Source organism: Nisaea denitrificans DSM 18348 (genome assembly GCF_000426505.1).
GTDB lineage: Bacteria > Pseudomonadota > Alphaproteobacteria > Thalassobaculales > Thalassobaculaceae > Nisaea > Nisaea denitrificans.
Genome location: NZ_AUFM01000010.1, coordinates 1 through 1,154 on the forward strand (window position 1 = coordinate 1; position 1,154 = coordinate 1,154).

General features: G+C 67.3%; 1 protein-coding gene. It reads right to left on the minus strand.

Going from position 1 to position 1,154, the window contains the following annotated elements; genetic code table 11:
- On the minus strand, nucleotides 1-1,154 hold a 1,154-nt coding region (locus tag K328_RS21945), incomplete at both ends, for a condensation domain-containing protein (RefSeq protein WP_036552984.1).

Below are 1,154 nucleotides of genomic sequence, written 5' to 3' on the forward strand. Positions count from 1 at the left end.
TCTTCGGACCCGCTATAGCGGTGCAGCAGGACCTTGAAGGCGGCGAGCAGGGTCATGAAGAGGGTGGCGCCCTTGGCCCGGCTGAAGGCCTCCAGCCGTTCAGCAAGTTCTGGCTCAAGGGTGAGGGTACGCTGCCCGCCCCTGTAACTCTTGACGGCGGGGCGGGGGTGATCTGCTGGGAGTTCCAGCAAGGCCGGTGCGTTCCCGAGGCGGTCGCGCCAGTAGGAGAGCTGGGTCTCCAGTACCTCTCCACTCAGCCAGTCGCGCTGCCATGCGGCATAGTCGGCATACTGGATCGGAAGCGGCGGCAGAACAGACAACAGATCATCTTCACGGTCTTCCAGCGCAGCGGCGTAAAGGGCGCTGAGATCGCGGACCAGCACACCGAGGGACCAGCCGTCTGCGGCGATGTGGTGCAGGTTGACCAGCAGCACTTCGGCGTCTGTATCAAGACGGAGCAGGGTGAGGCGGAGCAGCGGGTCGCTTGCGAGATCGAAGGGGGCGGCCGCATGGGCGGCGGCGCGGGCGCGGACCAGACCGTCGCGGTCCGCTTCTTCACAAGTCAGATCCTCGACAAGCAGCGGGTCGTAGGGATCGCGCAAACCCAGCACGGGCTGTCCGTTCTCGGCGCGGACAGTCATGCGCAGGCTGTCGTGCCGTGCTGTGAGGGCGAGGAGCGCCGCACGCAGGGCACTCTCGTCGAGCGCAGCGTCAAGGCCGAGGGCGGCGGTGATGTTGTAGGTGGCGGCATGCTCCCCGTCTTCCAGCTCTGCGAGGAACCAGAGGCGCTGTTGTGCGAAGGAGAGGGGGAGCGTGTCGCGGTCATCCCGCCTGACGATCGGCGGTGGCGGTGTGCCGCGGCGTTCGGCTTCGATGGCGGCGGCCTGTGTCGAGAGGGTCGGGTGCTCGAACAGCAGGCGCAGGGCGATGTCTGTGCCGAAGGCGGCGCGGATGCGGGAGAGCAGCTGCGTTGCCAGCAGGGAATGCCCGCCGAGATCGAAGAAGTTGTCCGAACGTCCGGCGGAGGAACATCCGAGGACCTCCTGCCAGAGGCCCGCAAGCAGCTCCTCGCCCGGCGTCACGGGCACAGCGGACCCGCTCCGCTCAACCATGTCCGGCACGGGCAGGGCTTTGCGGTCGAGCTTGCCTGTGAC